The sequence below is a fragment of the Streptomyces sp. CA-278952 genome, from assembly GCF_028747205.1.
In the GTDB taxonomy this organism is placed as follows: Bacteria; Actinomycetota; Actinomycetes; order Streptomycetales; family Streptomycetaceae; genus Streptomyces.
In genome coordinates this window covers 4,894,561-4,920,885 of sequence record NZ_CP112880.1, presented here as the reverse complement: position 1 = coordinate 4,920,885, position 26,325 = coordinate 4,894,561, and the positions used below count along the sequence as shown (strand labels likewise).

Here is a 26,325-nt window from a genome sequence, read left to right as displayed (position 1 = left end):
ATGTAGGAAGTCGGGGGTATCGATAGAAACCGGGAGTATGTCAGTGAGCGCCATGTCATTTGCCCTGTTGCTGACCACCGCCGCTGCCACGGCCGTCGGCGCCGCCGCACTGCACGCCGCTCACGGGCTGCGCAAGCAGGTCGCGGCGCTGCGCACGGAGCTGGCCGCCGGTCACGCACTCCATCCTTCCGTGCCACCACAGAGCCGCGGTACGGCCACTCCCGCCGAGGAGATACGCGCGGCCGTCTCCGAGGCGCTCGCCGAGGAGCGCGAGCGCGAGCTGGCCGAGGCGCGCGCCTTCTGGGCCGCCCAGGAAGCCCGTGACGCCGCCGACGCCCCGTCCCTGCTGGGCGGCCTGTCCGGCCTCGGCGACGACGCCCCGTACTACCTGCCCCGGCAGGCCGACTTCGCCGGCCTGGAGTCGATGGACCTCGAAGCGGCCGAGGCGATGGAGGAGCTCGCGGAGCTGAGCGAGCGGACCCTCGCGGAGCACGAGATCGGCGAGCTGACCGACCTCCCGGAGATCGCGGAGTTCCCCGAGGACTCCCCCGAGCTGGCCGCCGCCCGCCGCCGCCACCCCTCGCACCCGGACTTCATCCCCGTACAGACACCGGTGGTCACCGACCACGAGCGCACGGTGAACCGGCTCGGGGAACTGGCCGACACCGCGACCGAGCTGACCGACGTGCGGCCCGGCCCGCTGGGCACGCTCGACGTGTACGTCTTCGCCGACGGCACCACGCTCTGCATGACCCCTGGCCACCGCGAGACCGCCGAGCGCCTCGCCGACGCCCTGCGGGCGGGCCGGCAGCCGGTGCTGCTGGGCGGTTCGGGAGTCTCGGGCGCCTACGCGCTGACCTTCTCCTGCGGCGAGGACAACGTGTACATCCTCGCCGACCGCGTCATCGCCTCGTTCTGACCGCCGGGCGCGGGCCCCTCGTACGCCTCACGCGAACGCCCGCGCCGCCGCTTCCCCGACATACCGCACGGCCTCGTCGAGCTCCTGGGACGGGGCCGTTTCCAGTGCCACGGCCAGGTCCCGCCCGGCGACGGCGAGTTGGTCGCCCACGGCGAACATCCCGGCGTCGGGCAGCTCACGCGGCTCGGCGTCCGGGTTCTCCAGGCGCTGGGCCCGGCCGGCGAGTTCGCGGGCCGCGGCCAGCGCCTCGGCGGCCGCGCCGCGCTGGAGGCGGCTCTGCGGGGCCGAGCGCAGCCGGTCGGCGAAACGGTCCACGGCCAGGATCAGGGGCGTCGTATCGAGCACCCGGCCGACCCTACGCGGCCCTCCCGCCCGGCTGCCAGCGGCCCTAGGGGGCAGGAGACGCGGAACGGCCCGCAGGCACGATGCCTGCGGGCCGTTCCGGTGTCGCGGGTCCTGCGGGTGTTACGCGTGCTCCGCGACCGGTCAGTCGTCGCCGCTGAGGATCGCGACCAGGCGCAGCATCTCGATGTAGATCCACACCAGGGTCACGGTGAGGCCGAAGGCCGCCAGCCAGGACTCCTCGCGCGGAGCGCCATACGCGATGCCGTCCTCGACCTGCTTGAAGTTCAGGGCGAGGATGCACGCGCCGATGACGATGGCCACGATGCCGAAGATGATGCCGAGCGCACCGCTGCGGAAGCCGAGGCCGTCACCGCCGCCGAACACGGCGAACAGGAGGTTGACCATCATCAGCAGCGTGAAGCCGATGGCGGCCGCCATCACGAAGCCGTAGAAGCGGCGCGTGACCCGGATCAGTCCGGTGCGGTAGGCGATCAGCACACCGGCGAAGACCGCCATGGTGCCGATCACCGCCTGCATCGCGGCGCCGGGTGCCCAGTAGACACTGACGATGTTGCTGATGACGCCGAGGAAGACACCCTCGAACGCCGCGTACGTCAGGATCAGCGGCGGCGAGGGCCGGCGCTTGAACGAGTTCACCAGCGACAGCACGAAGCCGATGATCGCGGCGCCGATGGCGACGCCGATCGCCGTGCCGACGTTCGCCTTGTCGACCGGCAGCGTCCACCAGGCGGCGGTCGCGGCGACGATCACGGTGCCGAGCGTCATCGCCGTACGTGTCACCACGTCGTCGATGGTCATCACGTCGGGACGGGCGGGCGCCTGTGGGGCGCCCTGGATGTCCGTCTGCGCGTAGGGGTTGGTGGCGTACGGGTTGGCGGCGGTGCCCTGCGCGTACGGGTTGCCCGTCGCGGGGGCCCCGGCCTGCGGCGTCGCGTTGAAGCCCGCGTGGCCGTTGTCGCGGCTGAACCCCCGTCGCGAGAAGACCGGGTTGCTGCTCCTCATCTCACTCCTCCATGGCCACACTGCGTGGCCTTGCCACAAGAGTAATGGGTAGGCAAAAGAATCACCCTAGTGCCAGGGGAGGATCTTTGCGGCAGCCTGAGGTGACGCCCGTCGAGAGCCCGGGAGGACTGGCGTGCGGGGCGAGATCACGGACCCGGGCGCCGGTCACGGGCTGGGCCGTCCGGGTCACGCACAGTGCGGCGCGTGGTGCCCGGAGCCGGACTCGAACCGGCACGCCCCCGAGGGGCAGCGAGGTTTAAGCTCGCCGTGTCTACGTTCCACCATCCGGGCGTGCCGCGCGACTCCGCGTTTGGCTACCGACCCTAGCCGGGGACGTCCCTCGATCAGCGGAACAGTGGCGCGATGTTGTCTTATTTTATTGACCGCTTGAGGGTCCGTCAGGACATCAGGCCAAGCTGACCGCACGCCCGCGGCCGATCTTGTGCGGTCCGCACACCGCACCGGAATGACGGAAAGTCGCCGCACTCGTACGGCCCAACGCGCCAGGTCCGCGCCATCCTTCGCCAGGGCATCCGCCACCCTCGGGTCCGGCTCCGCCCCGCCCCCGGGTCCGGCACCGCTCCGGAGGGGCCGGCCCACCGTCGGCGCCGCTCCCCACCCGCGTCCCGGCGCACTCACGGTGGGTGACCACGAAGCCGTGGACGCCCCCGCGGTCAGGGTCGATGTCATACCCGAGGAGGACGGATCCACGCCCCCGATGCGACTCAAGACGGCCCCGGGAACGGGCATCGGGAGTGACGACCTGGGCCGATCGGGGCGTAACGATGGAGTAAGTCCCCGAGGCATGGCGTCAGCCCTCGCCTCAGCACGGCCCGTGCATCCGCATCACCCGAACCAGGAGCGTCCCTGTGACCACCACCCCCACCGTTCACCGCGCCACCGCGGTGGCTGCCCGCGCCACGGAGCTGTCGAAGGTCTACGGCGAGGGCGAGACGCAGGTCGTTGCCCTGGACCGGGTGACCGTGGACTTCCCACAGGGCGAGTTCACCGCGATCATGGGCCCCTCGGGCTCCGGCAAGTCGACGCTGATGCACTGCGTCGCCGGACTCGACAGCTTCAGCAGCGGTTCGGTGCGCATCGGCGAGACCGAGCTCTCCACGCTGAAGGACAAGCAGCTCACCCAGTTGCGCCGGGACAAGATCGGCTTCATCTTCCAGGCGTTCAACCTGCTGCCGACGCTCACCGCGCTGGAGAACATCACCCTGCCGATGGACATCGCCGGCCGCAAGCCGGACGCCGCGTGGCTCCAGAAGGTGATCGACATGGTCGGGCTCTCGGACCGGCTGAAGCACCGCCCGACCGAGCTCTCCGGCGGTCAGCAGCAGCGCGTCGCCGTGGCCCGCGCCCTGGCCTCGCAGCCCGAGATCATCTTCGGTGACGAGCCGACCGGAAACCTGGACTCCCGCTCCGGCGCCGAGGTCCTCGGCTTCCTGCGCAACTCGGTGCGCGAGCTGGGCCAGACCGTGGTGATGGTGACGCACGACCCGGTCGCCGCCTCCTACGCGGACCGGGTCATCTTCCTCGCGGACGGCGCGGTCGTCGACCAGATGATGCACCCGACCGCCGACGGGGTCCTCGACCGGATGAAGGCGTTCGACGCGAAGGGCCGCACGAGCTGACGCCGTCGGCGGCCGGCCCACACGGCCGCCGCACCGGCTGACGCGGGCGCCCGGCCGTACCCCGGCCGCCGCCCCCGCGCGTCCCCGTCCCCCTTCCGGAACCCATCCCAGGACACACAGACATGTTCCGTACCGCCCTGCGCAATGTGCTCGCGCACAAGGCCAGGCTGCTGATGACCGTGCTCGCCGTCATGCTCGGCGTAGCGTTCGTCTCCGGCACCCTGGTCTTCACCGACACCCTCGGCAACGCCTTCAGCAAGCAGTCCGCCAAGAGCTACGACAACGTCGCCGTCTCCGTGGAGACGTTCGCCGGCGACGACGAGAAGACCTACGGCATCGACGAGGCCACCCTGGAGAAGATCCGGGGCCTGGACGGCGTGGCCTCCGCCACCGGCCGGGTCGACGGCTTCGCCGGGGTGGCCGACCCCGACGGCAAGCTGATCGGCAACGGCTGGTCCAACACCGGCGCCAACTTCGCCCCCGGCAAGGACGGCAAGGACGCGAGCTACGACTTCACCGACGGCTCGGGCCCGGCGAAGAACGGCTCGGTCGCGCTCGACAAGGACACCGCGAGCAAGGGGAAGTACCGCGTCGGCGACCCGGTGCGGGTCGCGACCAACGGCCCGGTGAAGGAGTACACCCTCTCGGGGATCTTCACCACCGAGGACGGCGCGGTCAACGCGGGCGGCAGCCTCGTGCTGTTCGACACCGCGACCGCCCAGAAGCTCTACCTGAAGCCCGGCGTCTTCCAGAACGCCACCGTCTCCGCCGCGGACGGCGTCTCCGACCAGAAGCTGCTGGCCGCGGTCGAACCCCTGCTGCCGGAGGACGCCAACGCGCAGACCGGCAAGGCGCTGGCGGACCAGCAGGCGAAGGAGATCGAGAACGGGATGGCCGGCCTCAACGGCATGCTGCTGGCCTTCGCGGGCATCGCGCTGTTCGTCGGCATCTTCCTCATCGCCAACACCTTCACCATGCTGATCGCCCAGCGGACCCGTGAGCTGGCCCTGATGCGGGCCATCGGAGCCACCCGCCGTCAGGTCAAGCGCTCGGTGCTGATGGAAGCGGCCGTCGTCGGCACGCTCGCCTCCGTCATCGGCTTCGCCACCGGCCTCGGCCTCGCCACCGGACTGCGCTCCGCGATGGGCCTCCTGGGCGGCAAGATCCCCGCCGGGCCGCTGGTCGTCTCGCCGACGGCCGTCGGATCCGCCTTCGCGGTCGGCATCCTGATCACCGTGCTGGCCGCCTGGCTGCCCGCCCGCCGGGCCGCGAAGATCGCCCCGGTGGCCGCGATGAGCAGCGTGCACGCCACCGCCTCCACCAAGTCCCTGGTCGTACGGAACTCCATCGGCGGCGTGATCGCCCTCCTCGGTGCCGCGGGCATCGTCGGCGGCGCGGCGGCCGGCGGCACGTCCGGCAGGCAGCTGGTCGCGGGCGGCGCGTTCTTCGCCCTGATCGGCGTCATCATCCTGATCCCGCTGCTGTCGCGCCCGGTCATCGCCCTGGTCCGGCCGCTGCTGAAGAAGCTGTTCGGCGTCTCCGGGAAGCTGGCCTCGCAGAACGCGGTCCGCAACCCGCGGCGTACCGGAGCCACCGCCTCCGCGCTGGCCATCGGACTGACCCTGGTCACCGGCATCTCGGTGCTCGGCGTCACGCTCGGCCAGGCCATCGACAAGATGACCACGGACAACATCAAGGCCGACTACCTGATCTCGATGGCCAACGGCGGCTCGCTCGACCAGTCCGCGCTCACCGCGCTGACGAAGGCCGACGGCGTCTCCGCACTCTCCCCGCAGCAGGCGACCTGGTTCGAGGTCGACGGTGGGGGCTACTCGGCCTCCGGCGTCACCCCGGGCGACGTGGAGAAGGTCTTCTCCATGAAGACCGTCTCCGGTTCGCTCGGCTCGCTCGAGGACGGGCAGGTCGCGGTCGGCTCCAAGACCGCCAAGACCCACGGCTGGAAGACCGGCGACACCCTCCCGGTGACGTTCGACGACGAGAAGAAGGGCGAGGTGAAGATCGGCGCGCTCTACGAGGAGAACGAGTTCCTCTCGCCCTTCGTGATCCCGAAGGAGCTCGCGGACAAGCACAGCGCCACGTCCCGCCCCGACATCCGCGAGATCTGGATCAAGGCGGACGGCGGCGCGAGCAAGGCCAACGAGCAGTCCATCGTGGACGCGCTCGGCGACAACCCGGCGATGAGCGTCATGGACCGGCAGGACATCCGTGACAGCTTCGGCGGCTTCATCAACACCGCTCTGAACATCATGTACGGGCTGCTCGCCATGGCCCTGCTGATCGCGGTCCTCGGGGTCGTCAACACCCTCGCGATGTCGGTGTTCGAGCGGCAGCAGGAGATCGGCATGCTCCGTGCGATCGGCCTCGACCGGGGCCGCGTCAAGCGGATGATCCGTCTGGAGGCCGTCGTCATCTCGCTCTTCGGCGCGGTGGTCGGGGTCGGCCTCGGGGTCTTCCTCGGCTGGGCGATCGGCCAGACGCTGTCCGCCGACATCCCCGGCTACGCCCTGGTCATCCCGTGGGACCGACTCGGCCTCTTCCTCCTCCTCGCCGGCCTGGTGGGCGTCCTCGCCTCGCTGTGGCCCGCGCGCAGCGCCGCGAAGCTCAACATGCTGACGGCGATCAAGACCGAGTAGCCCGGGCCCGGGGAGACCGGGACGTGGGGACGACGAGGGGCCGGTGCACCGCTGCCAAGCGGTGCACCGGCCCCTCACCCGTTGACGACGTACGCGTACGGGTCAGGCACCTTTGTCCTCGGCGGACTCGGCCCAGGTGCGGGCGCGCAGCGGCATCCGGGAGCCGCCGCCGTCCAGCGGGCGCACCGCGAGGATCTGGTTGACGCCGATCTTGTTGTGCTCGAAGGAGAGGGCCGATGCTGCCATGTACAGCCGCCAGACCCTGGCCCGGCCCGGGGAGGTGGCACGTACCGCCCGCTCCCAGTGCTGCTCCAGGTTGGCCACCCACCGGCGCAGGGTCAGCGCGTAGTGCTCGCGCAGCGTCTCGACGTCCCGGGCCTCGAACCCGGCCTCCTCCAGGGTGGCCAGGGTGCGGCCGAGCGGGGCCAGTTCGCCGTCGGGGAAGACGTAGGCGTCGATGAACGCGTCGATGCGGTAGGCGTCCTCGTCCCTCTCGGGGCGGCGGGCGATCTGGTGGTTCAGGAGGCGTCCGCCGGGCTTCAGGAGGGCGTAGAGGTCGTCCGCGTACTCCCGGTAGCGGACCGATCCGACGTGCTCGGCCATGCCGATCGAGGAGATCGCGTCGTACGGGCCGTCGCCGACGTCCCGGTAGTCCTGGACCCGGATCTCGATCCGGTCGGTCAGGCCCTCCTCGGCGATGCGCTTGCGGGCGTGGGCGGCCTGCTCCTGGGAGAGGGTGACGCCGGTGACCTGTGCTCCGTACGTACGGGCGGCGTGGATGGCCATGGAGCCCCAGCCGCAGCCGACGTCCAGGAGCCGGTCGCCCTCCTTCAGGCCGAGCTTGCGGCAGACCAGGTCGAGCTTGTCGCGCTGGGCGTCCTCCAGGGTCCCCCCGTCCTGCCAGTAGGCGCAGGAGTAGACCATGGAGGGGCCGAGCACCAGGGCGTAGAAGTCGTTGCCGACGTCGTAGTGGTGGCTGATGGCCTTCTTGTCGCGGCGTCTGGTGTGCAGCGGGCCGGTGCGGCGGCGCACCTCCTCGGCGGGCGGGGCCGGGGGCGGCCAGGGGCCGGCGAGGTCGAGGAGGCCGCGGGCGAAGGCTCGGACCTTGGGGTCGCGGACCGGGTGGACGGAATCCTTGGCGTCGGCGCCCCGGTCCCAGAGCAGCCCGGCCAGATGGCCGAGCGCTGCGTACAGGTCGCCCTCGATGTCGATCTCCCCCGCCACCCAGGCGCGGGCCAGGCCCAGTTCGCCCGGCTTCCACAGGAGCCGGCGCAGGGCGCGGCGGTGGCGGATCACGAGGACCGGGGCGCCGGGCGGCCCCGATTCACTGCCGTCCCAGGCCCGGACACGGACCGGCAGGGGTTCCGAGAGCAACTCCTCGGCGAGAGCGGTCAGCCGCGACGCGGCGTCTGCCATGGCGCACACCTCCGTGGTGTTTCCCCGACAAGCACACAAGCACGACAAGCACAGGCGAACAGACATGCTCGTTGTCCCGCCTCGCCACTCCGGTGGCGTGGCGAGGTACACCTGCGTCAACTGTCCTCGCACTCTCCGTCATCCCGCTACCGGGCAACGAAACGGCAAAACGTGTGTACGCGCCATCCATATGGGCGGGAACGGGCCACGGCCCGCCGTCCGGCCCCGGTCCGGATCCCCGCCGGGATACGCCGAAGGGGCCGTCCGCACCACGGATGGCGGACGGCCCCTTCGGGCGTCGTACGGTGCGCTCCCCGCGGAGCGCTTCACCGGGGGGTCAGGAGGCCTTGGCCTTCTCGCCCTCGGACTTGGCGGCGGCCGGAGCCGGGGCCGGCTTGGCGGCCTCGTAGAACTCCTCGCGCGGCGTCTCCATGGCGCCGAGCGAGACGACCTCGCGCTTGAGGAACATCGCCAGCGTCCAGTCGGCGAAGACCCGGATCTTGCGGTTCCAGGTCGGCATGGCCATGCCGTGGTAGCCGCGGTGCATGTACCAGGCGAGACGGCCCTTGAGCTTGATCTTCACCTTGCCCATGACGATCATCGCGACACCCTTGTGCAGGCCGAGACCGGCGACCGCACCCTTGTTGGCGTGGCTGTACTCCTTCTGCGGGAAGCCCCGCATACCGGAGATCACGTTGTCGCCGAGGACCTTCGCCTGACGCAGCGCGTGCTGGGCGTTGGGCGGGCACCAGGCGTTCGGGTTGCCGGCGCGGCGGCCGACCATGTCCGGCACCTGGGCGTTGTCGCCCGCGGCCCAGATGTAGTCGGTGCCCTGCACCTGGAGCTTCTCCGAGGTGTCCACGTGGCCGCGGGGGCCGAGCGGCAGGCCGAAGCGCGCCAGCGCCGGGTTCGGCTTCACACCGGCGGTCCACACGATGGTGCTGGAGTCGACCTCCAGGCCGTTCTTCAGCACCACGCGGCCGTCGACGCAGGAGTCCATCGAGGTGGAGAGGTAGATCTCCACGCCGCGGCTCTCCAGGTGCTCCTTGCCGTAGGCGCCCAGCTTCGGGCCGACCTCGGGAAGGATCTTGTCGGCGGCGTCGACGAGGATGAAGCGCATGTCCTCGCGCTTCACGTTGGTGTAGTACTTCGCCGCGTCACGGGCCATGTCCTCGACCTCGCCGATGGTCTCCGCGCCGGCGAAGCCGCCGCCCACGAAGACGAACGTCAGCGCCTTGCGGCGGACCTCCTCGTCGGTCGTGGAGTCAGCCTTGTCCAACTGCTCCAGGACGTGGTTGCGCAGGCCGATGGCCTCCTCGACGCCCTTCATACCGATGCCCTGCTCGGCGAGGCCGGGGATCGGGAAGGTACGGGAGACCGCGCCCATCGCGATGACCAGGTAGTCGAAGGGCAGCTCGTAGGCCTCGCCGACGAGCGGCGCGACCGTGGCGACCTTGCGGTCCTGATCGATGGTCGTGACACGACCGGTGAGAACCTCAGCCTTGGGCAGCACGCGTCGCAGCGGGACGACGACATGCCGAGGCGAGATGCTGCCTGCAGCAGCTTCGGGGAGGAAGGGCTGGTACGTCATGTACGACCGCGGGTCGACGACCGTGACGGTCGCCTCTCCGTATCGCATCTTCTTCAGAATGCGACGAGCTGCGTACAGGCCTACGTACCCACCGCCTACAACGAGGATCCTGGGACGCTCCGTGGTGCTCATGCCATCGAGTATCCACCCCTCCCCAGGGGGGTGCTCGTGAGCCCCTTCACAAGGATTGGACGACCCTCTGCTACACTTCGCCGCCCACGTGACCCAGGTCATGGGCACGAAAGGGAACCACGGCGCCGCGGGAAACGTTGTTCACCGCTTGTGAGCTGGCCCTTGACCCTTGGGGACGGGTGGACCACCCCTCCCCTTCATACGGACGCAACGCTCCCGGAACGCGTACGCGACACCTCCGCACCCCCTCCGGGGCGACCGGTTCCGGCCTGATGGCCCCCAACTGCGACCAACAGGGCCCCATTCCTTGTGAAGAAGTTCACGAAGTTTCCCGCGACGTGTCCTCGGAACGGCCCCCGGACGGCCCGGAGAGGCCGGGCCAGGGGCTCAACAGTGCAGGTGGCGATGCGATTGAGCGGGCAGCCGGAGCGCTGCCCGCCCGGCTACGCGACGCTCCAGGCGATCCCGTCGAGGATGTCGTGCTCGCTGACGACGACCTCGTGGGCCCCCGTCCGCTCCATCACGGCGAGCAGGACGAGCGCACCCGCGCCGATCACGTCCACCCGGCCCGGGTGCATCACGGGGATCGCGGCGCGCTCGTCGTGGGTGGAGCGGAGCAGGTGCTCGGTGATCGCGCGGACCTGGCCGCGGGTGACCCGTGAGTGGTGGATGGCCGCGGAGTCGTACTCCGGCAGCTCCAGCGCGATTCCGGCGATCGTCGTGACGGTGCCCGCCAGTCCGACGAGGGTGCCGGCCCCCTTGAGCTCCACAACCTGCTCGGCGAGGTCGAGTGCGGCGTCGACGTCCGCGCGGATCGCGGCGACCCGCTCGTGGCTGGGCGGGTCCATGACGGCCCCGTCCACGGTCAGGTGCCGCTCCGTCATCCGTACGCAGCCGATGTCCACGGACCGGGCCGCCTCCACCCCGTCCGAACCGAGCACGAACTCGGTGGAGCCGCCGCCGATGTCGACGACCAGATACGGCTTCTCCAGGCGGTCGCCGCCCACCAGCTCCTTGGTGGCCCCGTCGAAGGAGAGCTGCGCCTCCTGGTCGCCGGTGATCACCTCGGGCTCGACGCCGAGGATGTCCCGGACCCCGGCCACGAAGTCGGCGCTGTTCTCGGCGTCGCGGGAGGCGGAGGTGGCGACGAAGCGGATCCGTGCAGCGCCCAGCTTCTCGATGGCAGCCGCGTACTCACGGCAGGCGGCGAACGTCCGCTCCAGCGCCTCGGGGGCGAGCCGGCCGGTCCTGTCCACGCCCTGGCCGAGGCGGACGATCGTCATGCGCCGGTCCAGCTCGGTGAAGGAGCCGGTGGCGGGGTCCACGTCGGCGACGAGGAGCCGGATGGAGTTCGTGCCGCAGTCGACGGCGGCGACCCGGGTCACGCGTCCTTCCCGTCGGCGGTGCCGTCCAGGGGGCGGAAGGCGAAGTGGCCGCCGTCGCCCTCCTCCACCGTCCAGCCGTCGCCCTCGGCCGGCGTCGCGCACGGCGTGACGCAGGGGCCCTTGGCCCACCACTCGGGCAGCATCGCGATGGCCTCGTCGCCCAGCGGGTTCACCCCGGGGCCGGCGGCCAGCGAGTGGCCGACCAGGACGTGCAGGCACTTCACCCGGTCCGGCATGCCGCCCGCGCTCGGGAAGCCCTCCAGGACCTCGATGGCGTCGCGGCGGGTGATGTAGTCCTCGTGCGCGGCCCGGTAGGCGTCGGCCAGCTCCGGATCGGTCTCCAGACGGGCCGTCATCTCCTTCATGACCCCGTTGGCCTCCAGCGTGCCGATCGCCGAGGCCGCCCGGGGGCAGGTCAGGTAGTACGTCGTCGGGAACGGCGTGCCGTCCTCCAGACGGGGCTGGGTCTCCACCACGTCCGGGTTGCCGCACGGGCAGCGGTGCGCGATGGCGCGCAGACCGCGCGGCGGGCGGCCGAGCTGCTGCTCGAACGCGGCGATGTCCGCGTCGGTGGGCTTGGTGGACTCGGTCTGCGGAGGGGGCGTTTCCATGCCTGCCTTGGTTCTGCTCGGAAGCTCGTGGAGGTGGACGTACGGAGGGACGTACGGGGTCGGTGTCAGTCGCGGTCGTCGGGCCGGTCGGCGCTGTCCACGCCGTCCCAGAGGTTCGAGTGCCACGGCCGGTCGCTCGCGCCCGACTCGCCGCGGCGGTCCCGGGCCGCGTCGGGGTCGGCCACGGTGTAACCGGTCTCCCCGGGGAGGACGTAGTGGAGGTGCTGGCGGGCCAGCCGCTTGATGTACGCGTCGTCCTGGAGCCGCGCCTTCTCGTCCCGCAGCTCCTCGGTGCGCCGCTCCGCCTGCTGCGAGAGCCGCTCCTGCTCGGCGATCTCGTCGCGCTGGGAGACGTACTGCCGCATCGGATAGGCGAGCGCCACCACCAGGGAGCAGACCACCAGCGCCAGGAACGCGGCCCGGCCGGTGAGCCGGGAGCGGCGGGCCTGCCGGCGGTTCTGGGATCGGTACACGCGGGCCGCGGTCTGCTCGCCGAGCAGTCGCAGCCTGGTCGCGGTGGAGAACCGGTCGCGGTCCTTCCCGGCCATGTCTCCCGCCTCCCCATCACACACGTCCGTCCCCGCACACGGTACGGGACCGGGTGCGGGGACGGGCGGAGGCTACCGTCCTGACGCTACGGGTCAGCCCTTGAAGCGCGGGAAGGCGGAACGGCCCGCGTACACCGCGGCGTCGTCGAGGATCTCCTCGATGCGCAGCAGCTGGTTGTACTTGGCGACGCGGTCCGAGCGGGCCGGGGCGCCGGTCTTGATCTGACCGCAGTTCACGGCGACGGCGAGGTCGGCGATGGTGACGTCCTCGGTCTCGCCGGAGCGGTGCGACATCATGCACTTGAAGCCGTTGCGCTGGGCCAGCTCGACGGCGTCCAGGGTCTCGGTCAGCGAACCGATCTGGTTGACCTTCACGAGCAGGGCGTTGGCGGAGCCCTCCTCGATGCCGCGGGCCAGCCGCTCGGGGTTGGTGACGAAGAGGTCGTCGCCGACGATCTGCACCTTGGCGCCGATGCGGTCGGTGATGACCTTCCAGCCGGCCCAGTCGTCCTCGTACAGCGGGTCCTCGATGGAGACCAGCGGGTACGCGGAGACGAGCTCCTCGTAGTACTCGGTCATCTCGGCGGCCGAGCGGGACTTGCCCTCGAACTCGTAGACGCCGTCCTTGTAGAACTCGGACGCGGCGACGTCGAGCGCGAGCGCGATGTCGCGGCCCGGGACGTAGCCGGCCTCCTTGATGGCCTCGACGATGAGGTCCAGGGCGGCGCGGTTGGACTCCAGGTTCGGGGCGAAGCCGCCCTCGTCGCCGAGTCCGGTGGACAGGCCCTTGGTCTTGAGGACCTTCTTCAGCGTGTGGTAGACCTCCGCGCCCCAGCGCAGGGCCTCGGAGAAGGACTCCGCGCCGATCGGGGCGATCATGAACTCCTGGACGTCCACGTTGGAGTCGGCGTGCGAGCCGCCGTTCAGGATGTTCATCATCGGAACGGGCAGCAGGTGCGCGTTCGGGCCGCCGAGGTAGCGGAAGAGCGGCAGGTCGGACGCCTCGGAGGCGGCGTGCGCGACGGCGAGCGAGACGCCGAGGATGGCGTTCGCGCCGAGCGAGGCCTTGTTCTCGGTGGCGTCGAGGTCGAACATCGCCTGGTCGATGAGGCGCTGCTCGGTGGCGTCGTACCCGACGAGCTCCGGGCCGATCTGCTCGATGACGGCGAGGACGGCCTTCTCGACGCCCTTGCCCATGTAGCGGTTGGGGTCACCGTCGCGAAGCTCGACGGCCTCGAACGCTCCGGTGGAGGCACCGGACGGAACGGCAGCACGGCCCGTGCTGCCGTCGTCGAGGCCAACCTCGACCTCGACCGTGGGGTTGCCCCGGGAGTCGAGGATTTCCCTGGCTACGACGACGTCGATGGACGGCACGAGGCATCTCCTTCTGGGATCTGACACTGGTTGTGCAGGGTCACTGTGGCCTTGCGGCACGAGCCTATCGGGCCCGGCCGCGTCGACCGGCCGACCGCCCGCCTCCTGGGACGAAAAAGGACCCAAGGACCTGCATCACGGGACAAAACTCTAGAAATCTACTGAGTGGTAACAACAAGAGGTGAACGCATGGGCCATCGGCGCCCGCCGCTCACGAAGAACCCGGCCCGGCGCGCTGGGGGACGAGCGCGCCGGGCCGGGAAGCCGTGCGAGGAGAAGTGCCGCCGGACGCTTCTCCTCCGGGGAGGAGAGACGGCGGTTACTTCAGGTGGAGCTGCTGACCCGGGAAGATCAGGTCCGCGTCCTTGACGATGTCGTCGTTGAGCTTGAAGAGCTTGCTCCAGCCGCCCTTGACGTCTTCCGCCTGGGCGATGGTGCTCAGGGTGTCGCCGGCCTTGACCTTGTACTCGCCGTCGCCCTTCTGGACCTTCTCGCCGGTCGGGGTGGTGACGGTCTTCTTGCTCTCGGCCTTGGGGGCCTCGCGCTGCTCGGAGCGCGTGGTGGGCTGCTCGGCCTGGCGCTCGGGCTGCGCCTGCTCGGGCTTGCTCTCGCCGGAGCCGGAGCCGGTGTTCACGCCCGGGTCCACACCGTCGTTGGTGAGGCCGCCGGCGCCGGCGCAGGCCCAGGCGCCCGGGCCCTGCAGGTCGAGAAGCTTCTCGGCGGCGGCGATCTGCTGGTCCTTGGAGGCCAGGTCGGCACGGGAGGCGTACTGCGTACCGCCGGCGGCGGCCCAGCTGGACTGCGAGAACTGCAGTCCGCCGTAGTAGCCGTTGCCGGTGTTGATGGACCAGTTGCCGCCGGACTCGCACTGGGCGACGGCGTCCCAGGTCTCGACGGAGGCGGCGGAAGCGCTGGTCGCGCCCATCAGCGGGACGGCGATGGCGGCACCGGTGACACCCGCGAGGGTGGCGATACGGGTGGCCTTGGACGGGCGGCGGTGCTTGCCCTTGCTGTTCAGCAGCATGGAAGGAATCTCCTCACCGACGCCTACGAGGTGAGCTGTCGGGTTCGGGCTGATGAGTTGCCCGGTCGCGCGGTGCTGCTCGCGACTTCACCCCTAGCCGGTCCCGTACGTCCCCGTCGGTTCGACGAGGCGTCCGGACCCGGCGGCTTACCTGGGTCCCCCGCTCCTGCCTACGGCGCTTACGCGTCTGTTCCCTTCGACCGACGGCAGGATTCGGCGTGACGGTCGACGGGGCCCGCGGTGCGAGCGGTTCCGACCGTAAACACAGGCAACCCCGACATTCAAAGATGGACATAGGGGGCAATCAACCCGAACTCGCCGTGACCGACGGGCTGTTTCCGCAGGTGGGGGGCGATTCACCCGGACCGGCCGGACGAATCACGCCAGTTGAAGCAAAGAGACCCATGTCTCACTTACGCAAAAGTGGACATAGGTCTCTTAACTGCCTCGCTTTTCGGGGTGTTTTCCCGAATTCGATCAGTTGGCGGCGGGCGCCCCGGCGGACGTCTCGGCACCCTCCGGTGCGGCCGGGTCCGCGTCCTCGCCCGCACCGCGGTCCAGGCGCAGGTCCAGGTTCTGGCCGGGCAGGATCAGGTCCGGGTCGGAGCCCAGGAGGTCCTTGTTCGTCTCGTACAGGCCGGTCCAGCCGCCGGGGATCTCCTGGGCGTCGGCGATCGCCCAGAGGTTGTCCCCGGGCCGCACCGTGTACCCGTCGGCGGCCGCCGCGCCACCGTCCCGCGCGTCGCCTTCGCCGCGCGATGCGTGCCGGCCGGAATCACGGGGGCCGTCCTTCCGGCCCCCGTCGGCCTCCTCGGGCGCGGGGGCGCCCCGGTGCTTGCCTCCCTTGCCGTCGCCCTCGCCCGTCGAGGCGTCGGGGGCGGTGGAGGGGTCCGAGGCGTCGGGGGCGTCGGAGGCGGGCGGGGCGGAGGGCGTCACCGAGGAGTCGGGAGTCCCGCTCCCCTTCTCCGCGCCACCACTACCGCTCTTGTCCGCCTCATCACCCTTCTCACCCTTGCCCGTTTCACGTGATTCACCGTATTCACCGGTTGCGTCCGCTTCGTCGGTCGGGGTGGGGGCCGGGTCGGCCGAAGGGTCCGCCGACGGATCGGCGGACGGGTCGGCCGACGGGTCCGTGGACGGCGAGGTGCCCGGGTCGACGCCGGGCAGACTGCCGTCCACCGCGAGACCGGAGATCACCGCACAGCTGGGCCACGCCTTCGGGCCCTGGTCGCCCAGGACCTTCTCGGCGACGGAGATCTGCTGCGAGCGGCTGGCGAGGTCGGCGCGGGGCGCGAACGCCGCGCCTCCGTACGCCGACCAGGTCTCCTGCGAGAACTGGAGCCCGCCGTAGTAGCCGTTGCCGAGATCGGCGCTCCACATGCCGCCGCTCTCGCACTCGGCGACCCGGTCCCAGGTGGTGGCCTCGGCCGCCTGCGCACCGCCGGCGCCGAGCAGGGGGATGGCGATGGCCGATCCCGTCACGCCCGCGGCGACGATGAGGGCGGGTGCCTGACGAGGGCGGCGGTGTCTGCCGTTCGCGGAGCCCATGAGTATGCCTTCCGTGCGACTGACAAGCGAGTGACCTGAGCGCCGCGCAGCGGATTCCGTGCCGGACTCCGTGCTGCTTCGGAGCACAAGTGACGCGTGAGCAAGGTGCGACCGACGCGTCGAACCGTGAACCTAGCGGGACTCGAACGTGTGTCACAAGTCGATGCAGCCCAGATCACGTGAAAGTCACGGAGTTGACACTGTGTCACTTTTTTCGGATCGGCTACCCGGCTCGAACGCGACCGGAAGGGTGCGCAGTCCACGCATGATGAGCCCGCCACGCCAGCGCAAATCGCCAGGTTCTCCCGCAAGTCGCAGGTCGGGAAGGCGTTTCAACAGGGTGGTCAGCGCGGTCTGCCCCTCCAGCCGGGCCAGCGGCGCTCCCAGGCAGTAGTGGATGCCGTGTCCGTATCCGAGGTGCTGATTGTCACGCCGCGCAAGGTCCAGGGTGTCCGGATCCGTGAACCGCTCCGGGTCGCGGTCGGCCGCCGCCAGCACCACCAGTACGGGGTCCCCGGCGGCGATCTCCTCGCCGCCCAGGGTCAGCGCCTCGGTGGCGTACCGCCAGGTCGCCATCTCGACGGGCCCGTCGAACCGGAGCAGCTCCTCGATCCCGGTGGCCAGCAGGTCGCGCTCCCCCGCCGCCAGGGAGGCCTCCAGCCGGGCGCGCTGCTCGGGGTGGCGCAGGAGCGCGTAGGTCCCGTTGCCGATGAGGTTGACCGTCGTCTCGAACCCGGCGAACAGGAGGATGAACGCCATGGCGGCCGCCTCGTTCTCCGTGAGGTGCTCGCCGTGGTCGCTGGCCCGGATCAGCCCGGAGATCAGGTCGTCGCCCGGGTTCTCCCTTTTACGGTGGATGAGTTCGGCGAGGTAGCCGCGCATCTTCTTCACCGACCGGGCGACCCCGCCGCGCGGCCCGCCGCCGTGCCGGATCATCATGCCCGCCCAGTCCCGGAAGTCGTCCTGGTCCTCCTCGGGGACGCCGAGCAGGTCGCAGATGGCGTAGATGGGGAGCGGGAAGGCGAAGTCGTGGATGAGATCGGCGTTCCCCTTCTCCACGAAGTCGTCGATGAGCCGGTCCGTCAGCTCCTGCACGCGGGGCGCGAACTCCGCGACCCGGCGGGGGGTGAACGCCTTGGACACGAGCCGGCGCAGCCGGGTGTGGTCCGGCGGGTCGATATTGAGCAGATGCGTCATCAGCTCCGCCTTGCGCTCCCCCGGGATCCCCGTCTTCCCCTTGGCGTGCGGCGACTCGGCGTGGTTGGCCGGGTTCTTGGAGAGCCGCGCGTCGGCGAGCGCCTCCTTGGCGTCCCCGTACCGGGTCACGAGCCAGGCCTCGACCCCACTGGGCAGCGCGGTGCGGTGCACGGGGCGGTGCTCGCGGAGCCAGGCGTAGGCGGGGTAGGGGTCGGTGGCGAACTCCCAGGTGAAGAGTTCGGGGCCGGGGGCCGCCGGGACGGCCTCGCTCGGGGCGGCGCTGTGGGGGCAGGCGGAGGGCTCGGGGGTGCGGGGGGCGGGGCTGTCGTTCACTCCTTGACGGTATCGGTCGGCGGACCGACGTCTTCCCGCAGCTTCCCGGCGTGCTCCGCCCCGCCCTCCGCCGCCAGGATCGCGTCGCGGTAGGCGCGGGCGGCGGCGCGCAGGGCGGTCTCCGGGTCGACGCCGTTCGCCTCGGCGCGTACGGCGAGGGCCAGGAGTTCGTAGCCGATGGTGTCGCCCGTGGGGAGGGGGACGTCGAGCTCCGCCGTACGGACGCGGCTCGCGAGCTTCGCGGCGAGGGCCAGGCCGGGCTGGCCCAGGGGGACGCCTTCGGTGACCGAGGTCCGCTGCTTCTCGATCGCCTTGGTGCGCAGCCAGTGCGCGTGGACGTCCTCGGGGGTCTCGGCGCTCTCGTCGCCGAAGACGTGCGGGTGGCGGTGGATCAGCTTGTCGACGAGGCCGCCCGCGACGTCGTCGATGGCGAAGGGCTCCGCCCCGTCCTCCGGGCGGCCTTCCTCGGCGATCCTGGAGTGGAAGACGACCTGGAGCAGGACGTCGCCGAGCTCCTCGCGCAGTTCGTCCCGGTCGCCGTCCTCGATCGCCTCGACCAGTTCGTACGCCTCCTCGATGGCGTACTTGGCGAGGCCCCGGTGGGTCTTCCGCGAGGTCCAGGGGCACTCGCGGCGGATCCGGTCCATGACCTGGACCAGGTCCAGCAGGCGGGCCCCGGGCAGGTCGTAGGAGCCGGGGAGCAGTTCCAGGTCCGGCATGGCCACCCGGCCCGAGCCGCCGAGCCGGGCCAGGCCGTCCGTCAGGCGGCTGTCGCCCTCGCCGCCGGCCAGGACGACGACGGTCCGGCCGCCCGCGCAGTCGGCGACCAGTTCGTCGGCGGAGGGCGTAACGTGCTCGACGCTTACGCCCGCCTCACGGAGGTAGGGGAGCTGCGGGTGGTCCGGACCGGGGACGAGGACCCGGTCGGCGGCGTGCAGCGTCTGCCAGGCCGGCCAGGACAGCAGGCCGGGCGCGACCCGGTGGCTGGCGGTGAGCAGGACGATGCGGCCGGGGTCGGCGGGGGTCTCGACGGGGGCGTCGGGGGCTTCGGCGTTCACTCTGCGAACCTACCCCCGGCCCCGGGGTCGCCGGCCCGCCGGTACAGGCGCCCGCCGGTTCAGGCGCCTTTCGCTTCGGGCGCCCTTCGGCTCAGGCGCCGGCCGGGGAGTCCTTCGGCGCGAACTCGGTGACCTGGGTGATCCAGGGCGCGCTGTAGTTGCCGAGCTGCATCTTCTGGTCGTCCCAGGTGCCGAAGCGCGGGTTGACGTCGATGTCGAGAGCCTTCGACGCCTTGGTGAGGGCCTCGCCGACGACCTGTTGGCCGGCCGGTGTGCCGAGGTCCGCGCCGAGCGCCTCGGCCAGCTTCGGGAGCTGGACCTCCTGGCGCATGTCGGCGTCGATCTGGTCCGGGGCGACCCAGCGCTGCTGGAGCATCATCGCTTCGAACCGCTCCTCGCCGCCCTGCTGGGCGCCGCTGGCCTTCCGCATCTCCTGGATCTCCTTGCGGGAGACCGTGACGCCCGCATCCGCGGCGGCGCGGTCGAGGATCCGGCCGAAGATCAGCCCGTGCAGCTTCGCGCGGCTGAGCTGGCCCGACTTGTTCACCAGTTGGGCGGCCTCCGGGGAGCTTTCCTGGGCGCTGCGGACGTCCGCGGCCCGATCCTGGACCGTCGACACCTCGATCCGATCGCCGCCCACGACGGCCGCGGCGCCGGGGTGGGACTGGTTGCCGCAGGCCGAAAGGAGGGGCGCGGCGACGAGTGTCGCGGCGAGGACGGCGAGCGCGGTGCGACGACGGCGGTGCAAAGGAGCCTCCCGGGGAGAGTTTGTGCATCAGTGCACAAAGCCTTGCGGTGATCGATGTTAGGCAGTGGAGGTGGCCGGTGCCACTGATTCGACCAACGATTCGGGAGGAGTTGGGGATGTGGTCGGGAAGAGGGCCCGGGAAGTGGTCGGCAGAGTGGTCGGGACGGTGCTCCGGCGGGGGCGGTACGGGGGACGCTGTCAGCCTCCGCGGACGTCCCGTTGGTGGCTGAGGAGGCGGCGCAGGTCCATCGGCAGCGGGTGGTGCGGTCCGTAGGTGCGCTCGGCGTCGTACAGCAGGGCCTGGAGCTGTGCCCGGCCCGCGGTGTGGTCGCCGACCGCCAGGAGCAGTTGCCCGATGCGGTGCCGGATGTCGAGTGCGCGGCCGGGGTCGGAGGCGATCGGCCCGTAGGCGTTCTCGTAGTACGGGAGGATCGCGCGGTACTCGACCAGGGCGGCCCCGGCCTCGCCGAGCTGTTCGAGGCACTGGGCGGCGTCGTAGCGGAACTGGAGGGCCTGGGCGTCGGCTTGGCCCGCTTCGGCGGTACGGTCCTCGGCGAGGCGGCGCAGCTCGGGCAGGGCGCGGCGGTACTGCCCGTCGTCCATCAGTGTCGCGGCGTACTGCTTGCGCAGGATGCGGACGACCGGTGAGTGCTCGCCGTGCTCGGCGGCGGCGGCCGGGAGCGTGGCGCCGAGGACGTCCACGGCCTGGGTGATCCGGCCCTCACCGAGCAGCTTCTTGACCTCGTCCACGGCCCGCGCGACGTCCGGCCGGGCGGGCGGCGGCGGGGTGCTCGGCGGCAGGTGGGCGGGGCGCGCGGGGGCCGGGGCGGCGGCCGGGGGCGGGGTGAAGGACGGCGGGGCGCCGAGGGAGGGGGGCGTCGCGGCGAAGGTGGCCGGTGCGGGCACGGAGGCGGGGGTGGCTGCCCGGTCCGGCCAGGGGGCGTGCGGGCGCAGGAACGGGCGCGTCGGGTCGAGCGGCTCGGCGGGGGTCCCGTGCTTGGGCAGCAGCGGGGCGAGGTCCTCGTACACCTCCTGGGCGGAGGCGGGCCGGTCCTGGGGGTCCTTGGCGAGGAGCCGCAGCACGAGGGCCTCCAGCGCGGCGGGGACCTCGGGGCGGGTCTTCCGGACCGGCAGCGGGGACTCGTAGAGGTGGCGGTGCAGGACGCCGAGCGCGGTGGAACCGGCGAACGGCACGTCACCGCTGAGGAGTTCGTGCAGGAGCACCCCGAGGGCGTACAGGTCGGTGTACGGGCCGACCGCCCCGCCCATCGCCTGCTCGGGGGCCATGTAGGCCGGGGAGCCGATGGGTGAACCGGTGTGGGTGAGGCGGGTGGTGTCCGTGTCGAGGACGGAGGCGACGCCGAGGTCGAGAACGGTGACGGTGCCGTCGGGCCGGACCATCACGTTCCGCGGCTTGAGGTCGCGGTGGACGATCGGCACCGCGTGCACCGCGCAGAGGACAGCGCAGAGCTGGGCGGCGACCGCGACGGCCCACGGCCAGGGGTACGGGTTCCGTTCGGCGAGATGGTCGGCGAGGTCGGCGCCCTCGACGTACTGCATGACGAGGTAGAGGTCGTCGTCCTCGCTGCCCGCGTCGTGGACGGTGACCAGGCCGGGGTGGTCGACCTGCGCGGTGACCCGGCACTCGCGGACGAACCGGCGGCGCAGTTCGTCGGCGGCGTCGCTGCCGGTGGGCCCGGCGACCCGGTCGGGGCGGAGCAGCTTCACGGCGACGCGGCGGTCCAGCCGCCGGTCATAGGCCGTCCACACCTGACCCATGCCGCCCTGGCCGAGGATGGTCGCCAGTTCGTACCGGTCGGCGATGATCCGCCCGCTCACCGGCCCTCGCCCTCCCTGTTCTCCTTGCGGAGGTAGTCGCTCAGCTCGTCCAGCTCGGCGCGGACCTGGTCGAGGCGCTGGGGTGCGGGGGTGGGCGTGGGCGGCGGGGTCGGCACGGTGTACGGGTTGGGCTGCGGGTGCTGGTTCTGGTGCTGGTGCTGTCGTGCGGGGTGTTGCTGGTACGGGAGGAGCGGTGCGGGGTGCCCGGGAGCGCTGTACGGGGGCGGGGAGCCGAGGGAGCCGTAGTGGCGGATCTCCACGTACAGGTAGTAGGTGAGCACCCCGGCCAGCAGGACGACGATCCAGAGCAGCATCAACAGCACCGCCGCGTCCGACATCTCGTCGGGGTCGTCCGGTGTGGCCATGATGAAGGCGAACAGCGCGACGTTGAGGACGATCACGACCGCGAGCAGGAACCAGTCCCGCGGCCTGCGGGTGACGATCGCGAGCCGCAGCATCGCCACCCAGCCCAACAGGCCGCAGCTCAGCACGGTCACCGTCACGAGGATCACGCGCACCGCCGTGAGCGTCGCCGGGGACGGCCGGGATGTCGTCTGCTGCTGCGGCGTCGGGCCGTAGCCGTGCATGTGCTGCTCCTGGGACGCGTATGTCGGACGTGTGGGGTGAGCGTATACACCTCCACCGACGGGCCGACCCCGGGTTGTACCCAACCGTTGTGCTTCGCCCCGCCCGCGGCCCCGCAGCCCCGGTCACCCGGCCGGTGCCGGGGCTCCGCCCGTGAAGTCCACCTCGGCCGCCGGCAGTACGCGCACCCGCCGTCCGGGGAAGCGGAGGTTGCGGTAGATCTCGTTGTGGTGCGCGACGGACGCCTCCGGTGCGGCGTACGGGCCGGGGCCCGGCCGGACGGACGTGGTGTGGCCGTCCGCGACGAGCACCACGTCGTACCCCCGGCTCAGCGCCTGCCGGGCGGTGGACTCGACGCAGATCTCGGTGGCGAACCCGGTGACGACGACCTCGGTGGCCCCCCGGGCGCGCAGGACCGTGTCCAGCTCCGTGTCGAGGAAGCTGTCCGGGGCCGCCTTGGGCACGACCGTCTCACCGGGGGCGGGGGCCAGTTCGGGCACGATCCACCAGCCCCCGGTCCCGGGCTCCAGCTCGTCGTCCCCCTGCTGCGCGAACATCACCGGCGCGCCGGCGGCCCTGGCCCGCGCCTGGAGGCCGGCGATGGCCTCGACGGTGGCGGCCGCCCGGTACGCCATCGCCACCAGGGCGTTCTGCATGTCGATGACGAGGAGGGCGGGGACGTGCGCGGGAGCCGTGCCCGGACGGGCGGGTATCGCGGTGGGAGCCGTGCCCGGACGGGCGGGTACCCCGGTGGGAGCCGTGCCCGGACGGGCCGGTCTCGTGGTGGGCACCCTGCCCGGACCTTCCGGCCTGGGCATCACAGCTGGTGCCGCACCCAGACGTTGGGCTCGACGTAGACCGCGTAACCGTGCGCGAGCGCGCAGTGCACCGGGAGGAGCGCCCCGGGGACCTCCACCGGACCGTCCGTGTCGAACGGCAGCCCGGTCCACTCCCGCCACTGCGCGAGCGAACCACTCACCGTCATCGACACCGTGGCGACCGAGTCCACCTTGCCGCCCGCCCGGGCGTGGACCCGCAGCCAGGGGTCCTCGGGCAGCCCGTCCTCGGGGCGGGTCAGCCGGGCGTACTCCTCCATCGGCAGGCCGGACCGCAGGTGCTTGCCGTTCGGCCGCACCGGGGCGACGAGCTGCCCGAAGCCGAGCCGCCGCGCGTTGTCGCGCAGCGCGGCGAGCATCCGGCCCGATATCCCCTTGCCCAGCTGGCCGGTGGCGACCGTGATGTCGATCGCGCTGACCGTGTCGGGGGTGTTCCCGCGACGCAGGTCCGAGAACGCCCACAGCAGCGCCTGGTCCCAGCCGCCGACGGGCAGTTCGCCACGCCCCTGGGTGTCCAGCAGGAAGGGCACGCTGAACGCGCGCGCGACCACGGCGCCTTCGGGGTCGGTGGCGACCAGTACGTACTGGGGGAACTCGACGGCGATCCGGGGGAAGTTCGCCCAGCCGACGAGGTCCTCCAGCATGAACTCCGGCCAGGTGTCCGGCATCCGGTCCAGGGCGTCGGCCAGCTCAGGGCGCTCGGCGAGGGTGGTGATGTTCAGCTCCATAAGCGCGACCCTAAACAGCCGCAGCACCTCCGACCAGCGAATATCGGCTCGGAACCACCGCGCGCCCACCGCGCGCGCCCACCGGCTGGTTCCGGCCGGAACCGACCGGAACCAGCCGGAACCATGAGGTGTTCATGCCGCGTCCCCACCCGTGACTTCGCACCCGGTGCGCCACTCGTCGAGGAGCAGAACCATGACCCAGCCCGCCACCACACCGCCCCGCCCCCGGAGAGCCGCCGGGTGCCTCCGGAGCGTCGTCGTGCTCGCGGTGATCCTCGGCCTGGGCTACGGGGCGTTCAAGATCTTCGGTGACGAGTCCTCGAACAAGTACTCCAAGTCGCCCTCGTCCTCGTCCGCGTCGGACGGCAAGGGCGGCTCGTGGGAGATCGGTGACTGCGGAGGTCCCGACCCGGAGAACAAGCCGGACGGCTACCGCGCCTTCGACTGCGACGAGGCGGGCGCGACCTTCAAGGCGCTGAAGATCGAGGACGCGAGCTTCCTGCCCAACGCGATCCAGTGCCCGGCCGGAACGGACTTGATCATCCAGGTCTCCCGGGTCTTCGGCTCCGGCGACGACAAGAAGGGCGGCGGCATCCCGACCAACACGGTCTGCGGCCGCAACCTGACCGGCGACCACCCCGGCGACGCGGGCGCCGGCGGCGGCCAGCTGGTCGAGGGCGACTGCATCTCGGCGACGGCCAAGGAGATCGCCTGCGCCTCGGCCGGGGCGGACGCCTTCAAGGTCCTCGGCCTCGTCAAGGAGAAGACCGAGTGCCCGGCGGCGACCACGGAGCCGATGCAGCTGATGATGGCGATGGGCCGGCCGTACGACGTCATCTGCGGCGGCAAGGTCTGAGACCCGCCCGCTCCCCGGTGCGGTGGCTGCCGCCCAGTAGCCGCTCAGCCACCGCACTGGGTGAGCATGGTCCGCTTGTCGGCGGGCGTGACCGGGAGTTCGTACTTCAGCGAGACCTGGGCGAACCGTACGGCGTAGGAGCAGCGGATCGGCTTGTACGGCGGCAGCCAGGAGGCGGGGCCGGAGTCCCGTTTGGCGTTGTTGGCCGGGCCGTCCACCGGGATGAGGTTGAGCGGATCGTTGGCGATCCGCTCGCGCTTCGCCTCGTTCCAGCGGGCGGCGCCCATCTGCCAGTTGTAGGACAGGGGCATGACGTGGTCGATCTGCACCTCGGTGGCCCGCTGCTTCCGCCAGTCGATGCTCTCGCCGGTGTAGGGGTCCTGGAGGGTCATCGACATGACCACGCAGTCGGATCCCGCCTTGTGCTCGATGTCCTTGCCGTCCCGGGCGAGCAGGTCGTTGCGGGTGTCGCAGCCGTTGCGGGCGAGCGGGATGCCGTCGATCCCGTCCTTCCAGGCGTAGCCGAACTTCTCCCGCTCGTAGCCGGTCTTCGGGCCGCGCCCCTTGGTGGCCACCTTCTCGATGACCTTCCGGGCGGCGGCCCGGTCCGCGTCGGTGGTGAGGGGGGCCAGGCCCGGCTTCGTACCGTCGGGGTTGTCCAGCGGACCGGCGCCGAAGCCCTCGGCGGACCGCGCGCCCCCGTCGGTCCCGCCGCTCGCGCTGTCCCCGCCACCGGCCGCGAGGCCGTCGGGGCCGCAGCCGCCCGCCAGGGCGATCACGACGAGAGCGCCGATGGCGGGCAGGGCCGCCGCTCGGTGCGTACGGCGGCGGTGCGTACGGGGAGCTATCACGTGAAGCCGTCCTGACGGGGAGAGAGCCGAACGCCGAGAATCCTATGGGCGCCTTCCCCGCCGGAGGGGTTTCCATGACGGCGCTTCAGCACACGGGGCTCCCCGGCCCGGTCACACCTTCCCGATGCCCAGGGTGTTCTCGGCGGGCAGCATCCCCGACCCGATGACTTCCAGCCAGGGCTCCCCCAGCAGCTCCACCAGCCGCTCGCGCCCCTGCTCCCCCAGCGCCCGCCACGGCCCGGCGGCCTCTTCGTCGGTACGCAGCTCCACCTTTACGCGCAGCTCGCGCCCCGCGTCCGTGGCCGTGCCGTCCGCAGCCAGCAGCCCGCGCTCCCGCAGCCGCCGCCGGGCCGCGCCCCACTCCTCCGGGCCCCATTCCCGGCTCGCGAACACCTCGGGGGGCGCCGCGCCGACCGCCGCGAAGGAGACCAGCGACTCGACCGGGTCGAGGCCGGCCTCGACGAGGGCGGCGATGTGCCCGTCTCCCCGGTGTTCACGCAGAACGGTCGCCGCCTGCCAGAGCACCAGGTGCGGGGCGTCGGGCCAGGGCAGCGCGGAGTTGGCGGCTCCGAGGCCGCCGGGAGTCCCGGGTCCCGCCGCCTCCGCCGCGCGGCGGGCCGGCGCGGCGGCCTCGGCGAACTCCGGTCCCTCCACGCGGTCCCCGAACAGGGCCCGATAGGACCGGTCGACGGCCCGCAGCCGGGCCGCGAGCACGGCCTCGGGGGCGGCGGTCGCCCAGCCGCCCGGAACGTAACGCTCCACCATGGCCGGGGCGAAGCTGTGGAACGTCCGCACCGCCTCCTCCGCACCCACCGCCCCCAGCGGAGCCGCCCGCCAGGCGAAATAGCTCGCCCAGCGCTCCTCGGTGTCGTACCCCAGGGCGGCGGCCTCCTCGAAGGCCTCGGGGGCGTAGTACAGAACGGCGTGCAGGGGCTCCAGGAGGTGCCACATCTGCCGCACACGGGCCGGTTCTCCGGTCATGATCTCCACCCTTCAGAACAGGCGTCACACATCTTGCCAATGACTAGATCAGACCCCCAGCATGCGCGCACCGCTGAAACTTGTCAATGACAAGATGCCGGGT

23 protein-coding genes, 1 tRNA gene and 1 riboswitch are annotated in these 26,325 nt (G+C 71.6%); of the genes, 4 read left to right on the top strand and 20 right to left on the bottom strand.

Features of this window, described 5'->3' with window-relative positions; translation table 11 throughout:
- Positions 1-52 precede the first annotated feature (52 nt).
- A complete protein-coding gene (locus N7925_RS22150; protein WP_265601210.1) occupies positions 53-919 on the top strand; it encodes a hypothetical protein in 867 nt (288 codons plus the stop codon).
- A gap of 27 nt (positions 920-946) precedes the next feature.
- On the opposite strand, the gene N7925_RS22145 is transcribed toward N7925_RS22150, so the two are convergent.
- From N7925_RS22145 to N7925_RS22135, 3 genes are all read right to left on the bottom strand, one after another.
- A complete protein-coding gene (locus N7925_RS22145; RefSeq protein ID WP_265601209.1) occupies positions 947-1,264 on the bottom strand; it encodes a hypothetical protein in 318 nt (105 codons plus the stop codon).
- A 141-nt stretch (positions 1,265-1,405) separates the two neighbouring features.
- Positions 1,406-2,287 (bottom strand): Bax inhibitor-1/YccA family protein, encoded by an 882-nt coding sequence (locus N7925_RS22140; protein WP_018961323.1) that lies wholly within the window; start codon positions 2,285-2,287, stop codon positions 1,406-1,408.
- 205 nt (positions 2,288-2,492) lie between these two features.
- A tRNA-Leu gene (locus N7925_RS22135) sits at positions 2,493-2,578 on the bottom strand.
- Between the two features lie 578 nt (positions 2,579-3,156).
- Between N7925_RS22135 and N7925_RS22130 the strand changes: the two genes are divergently transcribed.
- Together N7925_RS22130 and N7925_RS22125 are read left to right on the top strand one after the other, a co-directional pair.
- Positions 3,157-3,927 carry an ABC transporter ATP-binding protein gene (locus N7925_RS22130; RefSeq protein ID WP_097867229.1) on the top strand — a complete coding sequence of 257 codons (771 nt, stop codon included), beginning with the start codon at positions 3,157-3,159 and terminating at the stop codon, positions 3,925-3,927.
- A 122-nt stretch (positions 3,928-4,049) separates the two neighbouring features.
- Positions 4,050-6,581, top strand: a complete 2,532-nt coding sequence (locus tag N7925_RS22125; protein ID WP_274344929.1) for an ABC transporter permease — start codon at positions 4,050-4,052, stop codon at positions 6,579-6,581.
- A gap of 102 nt (positions 6,582-6,683) precedes the next feature.
- Here N7925_RS22125 and N7925_RS22120 read toward each other — a convergent pair whose 3' ends face one another.
- From N7925_RS22120 to N7925_RS22050, 15 genes are all read right to left on the bottom strand, one after another.
- Positions 6,684-7,997 carry an SAM-dependent methyltransferase gene (locus tag N7925_RS22120; protein WP_274344928.1) on the bottom strand — a complete coding sequence of 438 codons (1,314 nt, stop codon included), beginning with the start codon at positions 7,995-7,997 and terminating at the stop codon, positions 6,684-6,686.
- A gap of 337 nt (positions 7,998-8,334) precedes the next feature.
- The gene (locus N7925_RS22115; RefSeq protein WP_274344927.1) at positions 8,335-9,720 is read right to left on the bottom strand and encodes an NAD(P)/FAD-dependent oxidoreductase; all 1,386 of its coding nucleotides are present in this window, start codon (positions 9,718-9,720) and stop codon (positions 8,335-8,337) included.
- A gap of 443 nt (positions 9,721-10,163) precedes the next feature.
- Positions 10,164-11,105 (bottom strand): Ppx/GppA phosphatase family protein, encoded by a 942-nt coding sequence (locus N7925_RS22110; protein WP_274344926.1) that lies wholly within the window; start codon positions 11,103-11,105, stop codon positions 10,164-10,166.
- A complete protein-coding gene (locus tag N7925_RS22105) occupies positions 11,102-11,716 on the bottom strand; it encodes a DUF501 domain-containing protein (RefSeq protein WP_265601204.1) in 615 nt (204 codons plus the stop codon). Before N7925_RS22105 ends, N7925_RS22110 begins: the two co-directional genes overlap by 4 nt.
- A gap of 65 nt (positions 11,717-11,781) precedes the next feature.
- Complete coding sequence (locus N7925_RS22100) at positions 11,782-12,264, bottom strand: FtsB family cell division protein (RefSeq protein ID WP_265601203.1); 483 nt, start codon at positions 12,262-12,264, stop codon at positions 11,782-11,784.
- A 93-nt stretch (positions 12,265-12,357) separates the two neighbouring features.
- Positions 12,358-13,638, bottom strand: a complete 1,281-nt coding sequence (gene eno / locus N7925_RS22095) for a phosphopyruvate hydratase (protein ID WP_274344925.1) — start codon at positions 13,636-13,638, stop codon at positions 12,358-12,360.
- A gap of 319 nt (positions 13,639-13,957) precedes the next feature.
- The gene (locus N7925_RS22090) at positions 13,958-14,662 is read right to left on the bottom strand and encodes a transglycosylase family protein (protein ID WP_265601202.1); all 705 of its coding nucleotides are present in this window, start codon (positions 14,660-14,662) and stop codon (positions 13,958-13,960) included.
- Between the two features lie 5 nt (positions 14,663-14,667).
- Positions 14,668-14,850: riboswitch (cyclic di-AMP (ydaO/yuaA leader) on the bottom strand.
- Between the two features lie 289 nt (positions 14,851-15,139).
- The gene (locus tag N7925_RS22085; protein WP_274344924.1) at positions 15,140-16,210 is read right to left on the bottom strand and encodes a transglycosylase family protein; all 1,071 of its coding nucleotides are present in this window, start codon (positions 16,208-16,210) and stop codon (positions 15,140-15,142) included.
- Between the two features lie 186 nt (positions 16,211-16,396).
- Positions 16,397-17,740, bottom strand: a complete 1,344-nt coding sequence (locus N7925_RS22080) for a cytochrome P450 family protein (protein WP_274344923.1) — start codon at positions 17,738-17,740, stop codon at positions 16,397-16,399.
- Positions 17,737-18,798 carry a nucleoside triphosphate pyrophosphohydrolase gene (locus tag N7925_RS22075; RefSeq protein WP_274344922.1) on the bottom strand — a complete coding sequence of 354 codons (1,062 nt, stop codon included), beginning with the start codon at positions 18,796-18,798 and terminating at the stop codon, positions 17,737-17,739. The genes N7925_RS22080 and N7925_RS22075 overlap by 4 nt, the downstream gene beginning before the upstream one ends.
- A gap of 91 nt (positions 18,799-18,889) precedes the next feature.
- Positions 18,890-19,546 carry a SurA N-terminal domain-containing protein gene (locus N7925_RS22070; protein ID WP_265601198.1) on the bottom strand — a complete coding sequence of 219 codons (657 nt, stop codon included), beginning with the start codon at positions 19,544-19,546 and terminating at the stop codon, positions 18,890-18,892.
- A gap of 198 nt (positions 19,547-19,744) precedes the next feature.
- Positions 19,745-21,385: a serine/threonine-protein kinase gene (locus N7925_RS22065; protein WP_274344921.1), complete on the bottom strand. Its 1,641-nt coding sequence runs from the start codon at positions 21,383-21,385 to the stop codon at positions 19,745-19,747.
- A complete protein-coding gene (locus tag N7925_RS22060) occupies positions 21,382-21,972 on the bottom strand; it encodes a hypothetical protein (RefSeq protein ID WP_274344920.1) in 591 nt (196 codons plus the stop codon). Before N7925_RS22060 ends, N7925_RS22065 begins: the two co-directional genes overlap by 4 nt.
- A gap of 123 nt (positions 21,973-22,095) precedes the next feature.
- A complete protein-coding gene (locus tag N7925_RS22055; protein ID WP_274346528.1) occupies positions 22,096-22,626 on the bottom strand; it encodes an isochorismatase family protein in 531 nt (176 codons plus the stop codon).
- Positions 22,627-22,787: 161 nt separating this feature from the next.
- Positions 22,788-23,534 carry an N-acetyltransferase gene (locus N7925_RS22050; RefSeq protein WP_265601195.1) on the bottom strand — a complete coding sequence of 249 codons (747 nt, stop codon included), beginning with the start codon at positions 23,532-23,534 and terminating at the stop codon, positions 22,788-22,790.
- Positions 23,535-23,727: 193 nt separating this feature from the next.
- Here N7925_RS22050 and N7925_RS22045 point away from each other — a divergent pair, with 193 nt between their 5' ends.
- Positions 23,728-24,390 (top strand): hypothetical protein, encoded by a 663-nt coding sequence (locus N7925_RS22045; protein WP_274344919.1) that lies wholly within the window; start codon positions 23,728-23,730, stop codon positions 24,388-24,390.
- A gap of 44 nt (positions 24,391-24,434) precedes the next feature.
- On the opposite strand, the gene N7925_RS22040 is transcribed toward N7925_RS22045, so the two are convergent.
- Complete coding sequence (locus N7925_RS22040) at positions 24,435-25,241, bottom strand: HNH endonuclease family protein (protein WP_274344918.1); 807 nt, start codon at positions 25,239-25,241, stop codon at positions 24,435-24,437.
- 111 nt (positions 25,242-25,352) lie between these two features.
- A complete protein-coding gene (locus tag N7925_RS22035; protein ID WP_274344917.1) occupies positions 25,353-26,222 on the bottom strand; it encodes an SCO6745 family protein in 870 nt (289 codons plus the stop codon).
- Positions 26,223-26,325: the final 103 nt, after the last annotated feature.

Excerpts from the sequence above, each read along its gene's own strand:
- N7925_RS22140 (WP_018961323.1), bottom strand. The coding sequence starts at position 2,287 with ATGAGGAGCAGCAACCCGGTCTTCTCGCGACGGGGGTTCAGCCGCGAC.
- N7925_RS22150 (WP_265601210.1), top strand. The coding sequence starts at position 53 with ATGTCATTTGCCCTGTTGCTGACCACCGCCGCTGCCACGGCCGTCGGC.
- N7925_RS22060 (WP_274344920.1), bottom strand. The coding sequence starts at position 21,972 with ATGCACGGCTACGGCCCGACGCCGCAGCAGCAGACGACATCCCGGCCG.
- N7925_RS22045 (WP_274344919.1), top strand. The coding sequence starts at position 23,728 with ATGACCCAGCCCGCCACCACACCGCCCCGCCCCCGGAGAGCCGCCGGG.
- N7925_RS22105 (WP_265601204.1), bottom strand. The coding sequence starts at position 11,716 with ATGGAAACGCCCCCTCCGCAGACCGAGTCCACCAAGCCCACCGACGCG.
- N7925_RS22090 (WP_265601202.1), bottom strand. The coding sequence starts at position 14,662 with ATGCTGCTGAACAGCAAGGGCAAGCACCGCCGCCCGTCCAAGGCCACC.
- N7925_RS22055 (WP_274346528.1), bottom strand. The coding sequence starts at position 22,626 with ATGCAGAACGCCCTGGTGGCGATGGCGTACCGGGCGGCCGCCACCGTC.
- N7925_RS22115 (WP_274344927.1), bottom strand. The coding sequence starts at position 9,720 with ATGAGCACCACGGAGCGTCCCAGGATCCTCGTTGTAGGCGGTGGGTAC.
- N7925_RS22125 (WP_274344929.1), top strand. The coding sequence starts at position 4,050 with ATGTTCCGTACCGCCCTGCGCAATGTGCTCGCGCACAAGGCCAGGCTG.
- N7925_RS22035 (WP_274344917.1), bottom strand. The coding sequence starts at position 26,222 with ATGACCGGAGAACCGGCCCGTGTGCGGCAGATGTGGCACCTCCTGGAG.
- N7925_RS22050 (WP_265601195.1), bottom strand. The coding sequence starts at position 23,534 with ATGGAGCTGAACATCACCACCCTCGCCGAGCGCCCTGAGCTGGCCGAC.
- N7925_RS22100 (WP_265601203.1), bottom strand. The coding sequence starts at position 12,264 with ATGGCCGGGAAGGACCGCGACCGGTTCTCCACCGCGACCAGGCTGCGA.
- N7925_RS22120 (WP_274344928.1), bottom strand. The coding sequence starts at position 7,997 with ATGGCAGACGCCGCGTCGCGGCTGACCGCTCTCGCCGAGGAGTTGCTC.
- N7925_RS22085 (WP_274344924.1), bottom strand. The coding sequence starts at position 16,210 with ATGGGCTCCGCGAACGGCAGACACCGCCGCCCTCGTCAGGCACCCGCC.